8 protein-coding genes and 1 riboswitch are annotated in these 8,100 nt (G+C 43.1%); of the genes, 2 read left to right on the top strand and 6 right to left on the bottom strand.

Annotated features, from left to right (window positions below; genetic code table 11):
* Positions 1-461 precede the first annotated feature (461 nt).
* A riboswitch (TPP riboswitch) is annotated at positions 462-563 on the top strand.
* A gap of 100 nt (positions 564-663) precedes the next feature.
* Positions 664-1,242 carry an energy-coupled thiamine transporter ThiT gene (gene thiT, locus V6D42_RS19350; protein WP_333514310.1) on the top strand — a complete coding sequence of 193 codons (579 nt, stop codon included), beginning with the start codon at positions 664-666 and terminating at the stop codon, positions 1,240-1,242.
* Positions 1,243-1,282: 40 nt separating this feature from the next.
* On the opposite strand, the gene V6D42_RS19345 is transcribed toward thiT, so the two are convergent.
* The 3 genes from V6D42_RS19345 to V6D42_RS19335 are packed head-to-tail and all read right to left on the bottom strand — an operon-like array spanning position 1,283 to position 3,906.
* Positions 1,283-1,807, bottom strand: a complete 525-nt coding sequence (locus tag V6D42_RS19345; protein ID WP_333514309.1) for a GNAT family N-acetyltransferase — start codon at positions 1,805-1,807, stop codon at positions 1,283-1,285.
* Between the two features lie 26 nt (positions 1,808-1,833).
* Positions 1,834-3,363 carry a flotillin lipid rafts scaffold protein FloT gene (gene floT, locus V6D42_RS19340; protein ID WP_101864225.1) on the bottom strand — a complete coding sequence of 510 codons (1,530 nt, stop codon included), beginning with the start codon at positions 3,361-3,363 and terminating at the stop codon, positions 1,834-1,836.
* An 18-nt stretch (positions 3,364-3,381) separates the two neighbouring features.
* Positions 3,382-3,906, bottom strand: a complete 525-nt coding sequence (locus tag V6D42_RS19335) for a hypothetical protein (protein ID WP_333514308.1) — start codon at positions 3,904-3,906, stop codon at positions 3,382-3,384.
* 167 nt (positions 3,907-4,073) lie between these two features.
* Between V6D42_RS19335 and V6D42_RS19330 the strand changes: the two genes are divergently transcribed.
* Positions 4,074-4,562 (top strand): DinB family protein, encoded by a 489-nt coding sequence (locus tag V6D42_RS19330; RefSeq protein ID WP_333514307.1) that lies wholly within the window; start codon positions 4,074-4,076, stop codon positions 4,560-4,562.
* A 5-nt stretch (positions 4,563-4,567) separates the two neighbouring features.
* On the opposite strand, the gene V6D42_RS19325 is transcribed toward V6D42_RS19330, so the two are convergent.
* From V6D42_RS19325 to betB, 3 genes are all read right to left on the bottom strand, one after another.
* Positions 4,568-5,146: an MOSC domain-containing protein gene (locus V6D42_RS19325; protein ID WP_010331619.1), complete on the bottom strand. Its 579-nt coding sequence runs from the start codon at positions 5,144-5,146 to the stop codon at positions 4,568-4,570.
* A 90-nt stretch (positions 5,147-5,236) separates the two neighbouring features.
* A complete protein-coding gene (gbsB, locus tag V6D42_RS19320; RefSeq protein WP_010331620.1) occupies positions 5,237-6,445 on the bottom strand; it encodes a choline dehydrogenase in 1,209 nt (402 codons plus the stop codon).
* A gap of 16 nt (positions 6,446-6,461) precedes the next feature.
* The gene (betB, locus tag V6D42_RS19315) at positions 6,462-7,934 is read right to left on the bottom strand and encodes a betaine-aldehyde dehydrogenase (RefSeq protein WP_333514306.1); all 1,473 of its coding nucleotides are present in this window, start codon (positions 7,932-7,934) and stop codon (positions 6,462-6,464) included.
* Positions 7,935-8,100 lie beyond the last annotated feature (166 nt).

Below are 8,100 nucleotides of genomic sequence, written 5' to 3'. Positions count from 1 at the left end.
GCAGATTAAGTTCGCCACATCCTGTGGCAACATCTGCGTGACCTGCATCATGCAGGCCTTAGTTTGACTGACTACGCACATCGCTGTGCGATTTTATAATAAAACTTGAATTAACAGGTACGTTTTGTCTTGTTTAGTTTTCAAAGATCATCACTGCTCTCGATGAAGCAGCTTTAATAATATAACATTCAGCTTTCTGATTGTCAACAACTTTTTTTCAAAGTCGTTTGAAGCTTCTTGTTTTGTCTGTTGTTCATCAGCGACGTTTAATAATATAACACCTATAATTATTTATTGCAATACTTTTTTTAAAAAAATCTATAAAACAATAAAACTGTAATCTTTTTTCATTCTATCTAACTTGTAATGCTTTTTATATCTATTAATGACCATTTACCACAGGCAATATCATCTTGTTGTTTTAACCGTTTTCTTGTATAGTAGAAACGAACTAAATATCCGATAACCACAAGGGGAGCATAAAAGCTGAGAGTGAGCGGTATCGTTCTGACCCTTTGAACCTGTTAGTTAACGCTGGCGTAGGGATGTGGCAAAGTCAAATGAATTGCAGATTGTAAAGCAGTGCGTGGAACTTTCCTCATCCTTCCGCGTGCTGCTTTTTTGTTGTCCTTTTGGATTGTCTATCGATGGAAGGGGATTTTTATGGCTCAATCAAGACAACTGGTTCGTCTTATTGAAATTGCAATCATGACTGCTGCTGCTGTCATTTTAGACATCGTTTCCGGAATGTTCCTCCGTATGCCTCAAGGAGGATCGGTATCCATCATGATGATTCCGATTTTTTTGATTTCATTTCGCTGGGGAGTTAAAGCAGGGCTTACCACCGGTCTATTGACAGGTCTTGTTCAAATTGCGATTGGAAATCTATTTCTTCAGCACCCTGTTCAGCTATTGCTTGATTACATTGCAGCGTTCGCCGCTATTGGAATAAGCGGCTTTTTCGCTTCCGCTGTCCGCAAATCAGCTTTATCAAAAGCAAAAGGAAAATTGATTGTATCAGTGATTTGCGCAGTTTTTATCGGCAGTTTTCTGCGTTATGCTGCACATGTGATTTCAGGGGCGGTATTTTTCGGCAGCTTTGCACCAAAAGGAACGCCGGTATGGATTTACTCATTAACTTATAATGCTACTTATATGGTTCCATCATTCATCATCTGTGCGATTGTCCTTTGTTTATTGTTCATGACAGCTCCGCGCTTGCTGAAAACTGAAAAAGCTTAATCTAACAACCCCCAGCGGCCGTTCCGCTGGGGGTTGTTTTCTATCTTCTGTTAAGCAGATTTTTTAATGAAGCAAGATCCGGCCAACCGAATCCTATTTCTTTCAAGCTTTCTCCTGCGATTTCAAACCTATCCTCGGCTGCTCTTTCAGGTGAAAACGACTGATAAAATGTAATCGAAGGATTCTCTTCTACGACCCAAACAAACATGCTCGTAAAGCCATGATCAAGCAAAAAATCTGTTCCCTTTGTCAAAAGTGCTCTGCCTGCACCTTGCCGCTGTTTTTCTTCTAAAAGGTAAATGGCATATAACTCACCGTCATAGTTTTTCTGCTCTGTACGAATAGGACCAAAAGATGCAAAGCCGAATACTGAACCTTTATCATCTTCTGCCACAAAAACCCCCTTTAATGAACGGGTTTTCCATTTGGCTTCAAAATCCTTGTAGTTTAAACCATTTAAATATTCAGCCGAGACAATGCCGCTGTATGTTGTCACCCAGCTGTCAACGTGCACTTTTGCGATGGCCTTTATATCATCTATTCGTGCTTCTCTTATAGTCACCATTCATTCTCTATTCCTTTCCGCAATGGTTATTCAGATTTTTGAACAGGTTTTGTTTCTTTTAATTCATTTGTCAGTTCGTTGATGCTCTGTTTGATGTTGCCTTTTCCTGAAAAGTTCTCAATCATTTCCTTTACGTCGATTCCCGAAGACGCTTTTAAGCTTTCTTGTAAGCTGGACATTAAGTTTGTCGCATAGCTTGTGACTTTGTTGGCGCCGCTTGAATCACCGTTGCCTCCTGTATCCACGACGGTGATCTTATCAATATTTGAAAGCGGTGCTGATACCTGTTTCGCGTATTCCGGAAGCATTTTGACAATCATATCGAAAATCGCAGCCTGACCGTACTGTTCAAAGGCAGCGGCAATTTTTTCTTTCGCTTCCGCTTCAGCCAGACCTTTTAAGCGAATAACCTCGGCCTCTGTCTCACCTTTTGCTTTTTCCGCTTCTGCTTTTGCAAGACCGTCAATTCTGACCCTTTCAGCTTCAGCCTTCGCCATCGCTTCTATGCTGTATTTCTTGGCATCGGCTTGGGCGAGCTGTTTGGCTTTTTCAGCAGCGGCAGATTGCTCAACTGAATAGCGGTCTGCATCGGCTTTTTTCTTCACTTCAGAATCATACTGGCGTTCACGGCGAAGTATTTCTTTTTCTTCTAATTCAATTTGTTTTTGCCGTTCTATAATCTTGACCTGCATTTCCTGCTCTGTGACCTGCTGGCGTGCTTTAGCTGTTTCCAAATCGTATGCCTGGTCAGCGTTGGCTTTTGCTGTATCTTGATCTCGCCGGTATTCAGCCATTTTAAGCTGATTGATTTTTTCAGCTTCCGCAATTTCCGTCGCTCGTTCAAGCTCTGATTTTTTGGCTTCTTTATCGGCTTCCGCCCGCTTAATTCTTGTTTCTTTATCAGCCTCTGCGGTTGCAATGTCAGCATCACGTTTTACCTGCGCAATTCTAGGTTTACCTAGTGATTCAAGATAGCCGTTTTTATCACGGACATCTTTAATAGTAAAGGAGACAATCACAAGACCCATCTTAGCGAGATCCTGTGAAGCGACACGCTGCACTTCTTGGGAGAATTTTTCGCGGTTTTTATAAATTTCTTCTACTGTCATAGACCCGAGAATGGAGCGAAGGTGGCCCTCCAGTACCTCACGCGCCTCCTGCTCTCGGTCTTCTTTTGACTTTCCTAAAAATTGTTCGGCTGCTGTGGCGATTTCTCCGATCGATCCGCCGATTTTAATAATTGCAGTTCCGTCCGCCATTACAGGCACACCTTGCTCTGTATAAACTTCAGGAGTCGATACATCGAGTTTGCTTGATAACAGACTTAACGGCTCAGCCTGCTGAAAAACCGGAAGAACAAAGGTTCCTCCTCCGCGAACAATCTTCAGGCGGTTGCCTCCCTCATCAACATGAACATTTTTATTTCCAAGATAGCTTCCTGTAACAATTAACGCTTCATCAGGCCCTGCCGTACGATATTTTGTAATAAATACCGCTATAAGTGCAATGAGTAAAAAGAATACAACTCCGATGACGATGATAATCGGCATTGTCATATGACATTCCTCCTTGTTTTATAAAGGTTCATGCGGAGTGACTGAAAGAACTCCGTTTTTGACATCCACAACTAAGACGACTGTTCCGTAACTGATCTGTTCATTTTCAAAGCTGATCGCTGATTTTGAGATCGTACCGCCTATCCCTTCAATCAGCACTTCTCCAAATCCATCAACAGGAATAGCGGTTATGACTTTTCCGAGTCTTCCTCTAAGATCATCTTCCCGATAGGTCAATGATTCTTCTGCCGATGATAAAGGGACAAGCACAAATAAATGGAGCAATATCACCAGCAGCACTGAAAGAAGACAGGATAATAGAGCAATAATCAGGCTGGAGAGGGGGAAAACTGTTTCGCCTATATATCCAGATGCGGAGAAAAATGTGAAAAATGAGAGCACCAATGTCGGGTTTAAAAATGGAATACCTTCTAACAGCCCTTCAAACACATCTCCGAAAAATAAAAATAGCAGCGTAAGGCTTCCGGCTATAATAAGGGTGTAAAGGTAAATCGTTTGGACAGGAACACCGTATAACTCCAATTTTCTCATCCTTTCTAAGCTGCTACTTTAACCGACGGCCGTGGTTACCTTTTATACGAGACACATAAGAAAAGGTTTCAAAATGTTTCGATAAATGCTCCCGACACAGTGCTTTATACATGATAAATGTTCTTATATATGGTAATGTTTTTTCAGGAGGAGATATGATGAGTATCTTTAATGAAGCCAGATTAGAAACATGGAATGAAGTCAAAGGACTTTCCGATGAAAAGCTGAATCAAAAGCCTTCTGCTGATGAATGGAGTATACGGGAAGTTCTTGATCATTTGAAGAAAATTGATATGACTGCCCAAAACATGCTGAAAGAACGAGTAAAGGAAGCGCCTATTAAGGAAATTGAGGAAAAACCGCTTACGGCTGCACAGGATAGAAGCAATAAACGGAAAGCGCCAGCCCATCTTGAACCGGATCATGATTTTATTTCAGGCAGCCAAATGAAACGGGAGCTTGATGTTGTAAGGGAGCAGTTAACAGCTGTTATTGCATCTCTTAAAGAAGAAGATTTCGAAAGAGTATTGCCGCATCCCGTGTTTCAAGAGCTGACCGTCAGACAATGGATCGATTTTATCGGCCATCATGAAAAACGCCACCTTAGCCAGATCAAAGAAATTAAAGAGAAAATAGAAAGAGTCTGATTTAATCAGACTCTTTCTGCTTTTTGTTTGATGTTCCGCTGATAGGAATGAACGATTATTTCGTCACCTGCATACACGGCACCGGGTCTCTCGACAATACATACAATACCTCTTATCCCCAACGCATGGCGGACAAAAGCCGGTGCAAGCTTTGGCTTGTCCGGATAATAAGACTGGATGACTTCACCCGGCTGGATACACGGATCATTTTCTCCCTCACACAGTAAAGCGGCGCCGCTCGGAAATATAAGCCGGCTTCCTTCTTTTAATGTTGTGAAGTCAGGTATACCGCTAATTGCAACATTTGCACCGAGCCATTCTGGAAAAATACTCGGGACGCCCATTTTCAAAGCAATTTCGTCACATTCTTCTGTTGAAACAATTGAGATTTGTCTGCGATTAAAAATCTCTGTTCCTCTTGAAAACATCGGCTCTCGGGCCCCAGCTTTTTTTGTCAGGCCGAAATGCAAGTCGCCGGGAATGCCGCCATAATCAAAATCGAGCTTGTCCATTTGTTTTGTTACAAAGCTTTCTGTATCTGCAACATATAAGCCTTCCGTTTTTGCAGTCATTCGTTTCCACATAAGCTTGCACCGTCCTTTGTCTTTAGGATTGTTCACTTATGTTCAATTATCCAAAAAAATCCCGCTCTGTAAAGGAGCGGGATTATCGCATTATACAGTTTTTGGCGTAAGATTAAAGCAGCGTTTGTAGATCCAGTTATATGCTTTCTCATTTAAATCTCTAGGATTTCCGAAAGTTTGCGGATCTTTCATTGCTTCTTTTGACAAGCGCTCGATCATGTCAGGTGATACCCCTTGTTCTTCTAAAGTCGGTACTTCTAACTCTTTCACAAGATCGTACATCCAGTTGACAGATGCTTTTGCAGCTTCTTCTGTTGTCATCTGGCTTGTATCAATACCGAACGCTTTTGCGATGCGGGCAAATTTCTCCGGATAGCCCTTCCAGTTGTATTCCATAACAGGGCCCATCATTGCCGCCACACATTGTCCGTGAGCGACCGGGATAATACCGCCGAGTGTTTGGCTCATGGCGTGAGCTGCACCCGCTGATTCACTGCCGTAAGAAAGACCGGCAAGCATAGCAGCCTGTGCCATTCCGTATCTGGCTTCGAGATCTTCTCCGTCAGCAAATGCTCTCTTAATGTAGTGAGCGGCATATTCAATCGCCATCAAAGCCACTGCGTCTGTAATCGGCTGCGCAAATTTCATTGTGTAGCACTCAATGGCGTGAGCAAGAGCATCAATCCCCGTCATCGCTGTTACGTGCGGCGGCATTGAGACGTGAAGCTCTGGGTCAATCACAGTCAAATGCGCGGCAATCAGCGGACCGCCTGTGTTAAATTTGAATTCTCTTTCTTCATCTGTAATAACCGCCCATTGCGTTACCTCTGAGCCAGTTCCAGCGGTTGTCGGAATTGTCGTAAGCGGAGGAATGCGGTTTTCCAGCGGTTTTTTTCCTTCAGCTGCTTCATAATCAAGTACGCTTCCCTCGTGAGTCGCTTCTACTCCAATGGCCTTCGCTGTGTCCATGGAGCTTCCGCCTCCGACTGCCACCAAGCCGTTGCAGTTCTCTTTTTTGTAAAGCTCGGAACCTTCATTTACAAGCCGTACAGGAGGGTTTGGCTCAACTTTATTAAAGAGCACCACTTCAATGCCTGCCTCTTTTAATGACTCGATCACAGGATCTACAACGCCCGCTTTATAAATTCCCGGGTCTGTAACAAGCAATGCTTTTGAAACACCCAGTCCAGCTACTTCTTTTCCTGCGTGATTGATGGCGCCAATTCCGTGCTTAATCACAGTCGGAATTTCAAATGTGTGAAATTTATGCATGCTTTCTACTTTCATATTTAATGTCATAATCAATCTCCCCCTCTTATGAATTGAACCAATTAACCGCTGCCGGTTTTGTGTTGCGATATACATGTTTGATTTCTGTATACTCTTCAAGCCCTATTTTTCCAAGTTCCCGTCCGAATCCGGATTGCTTATAGCCGCCCCATGGCGCCTGTGCAAAGTACGGATGGAAATCGTTAATCCAAACCGTCCCCATTCTTAAACGGGCTGCTACACGTTCGCACTTTTCAATATCTTTCGACCATACAGCCCCGGCCAATCCGTAAATCGTATCATTCGCCAGTGAGATTACTTCTTCTTCAGAACTGAATGTCTCGACTGTTAATACTGGCCCGAATACTTCTTCCTGAACAATTCTCATGTCAGATGTACAGTTTGAGAAAATGGTAGGTTCATAGAAAAAACCATTTTGAAGTGCTGGATCTTCCGGACGTTTGCCGCCAGTCTCCAGTTTTGCACCTTCTTGCAGTCCGATCTCTACATATTTTTCAACCTTTGCTCTGTGCTCCGCGGAAATGAGCGGACCGCTTTCTGTCTCTTCGTGAAAACCGTTTCCGAGTTTAATGCGTTTCGCCCGTTTGACAAGCTCTGCTAAAAATTGATCATGAATGTCTTCTTCTACAAGCAATCGGGACCCGGCGGAGCATACTTGGCCGGCGTGGAAAAATACGGCATTTAGCGCCTGATCAACCGCGACTTCCAGGTCTGCGTCTTTGAAAACGATATTTGGATTTTTCCCTCCAAGCTCAAGCGCGATTTTTTTGACGTTGCCGCTTGCCGCCCGCATGATTTTTTTGCCTGTTTCAATTCCGCCTGTAAACGAAATTAAGTCAACGTCTTTGTTTACAGCAAGCTCATCACCCACTGTGGCGCCCGGTCCCAACACAAGGTTTGCAACACCTTTTGGAACTCCGGCTTCCTCCATCAGCTTAAAGACTTTCATTGTCGTCAGCGGTGTGATCTCACTCGGCTTCATGACAATTGTATTGCCTGCCGCTAAAGCCGGGGCGATTTTCCAGCTTGCTTGCAGAAGCGGATAATTCCATGGCGTGATTTGTCCGCATACGCCAATTGGCTCCCTGATGATTTTGCTTTCTGAATCAGGGATTGGAGATGAGATGATCTCTCCTCCATCTTTATCTGCCAGACCAGCATAATACTGAAAAACATTAGCGATATCGTCCATATCGGCTTTGCTTTCCTCAAGTGTTTTTCCCGTATCAAGGGATTCGAGCTCGGCCAGCTCGTCTAGATCGCGTCTGATTAATTCCGCAATTTTCAGAACTATTTTTCCGCGTTCAAGCCCTGAAAGAGAAGGCCACTCTCCTGCGTCAAAAGCTTTTCGTGCAGCAGCAATTGCTTTAACAGCATCCTCACGTCCGCCCTCGCTAACTGTTGCAATTTCTTCTTGATTAAATGGATTAATAATACTGCGGACCTGCCCTTTTTCGGCACTGATCCATTCACCGTCAATGTATAATGTTTGACTCATCTAAGTCCTCCTTGACGAAAATAAAGTTTGTTAAATAAAAATTTAATGTTTTTAACAACCTTAATCTAACATATGGTTTTTAAACTGTCAAAGCCCTAATTGTGATTTTCGTTTTGACTTTTCTCTAGGTTTCGTTAAGATAAAGAACATAAAGAAATGACTTAAC

The sequence above is a fragment of the Bacillus sp. 0909A genome (assembly GCF_036765115.1).
GTDB lineage: Bacteria > Bacillota > Bacilli > Bacillales > Bacillaceae > Bacillus > Bacillus mojavensis.
This window is presented reverse-complemented; position numbering and strand designations above follow the sequence as displayed.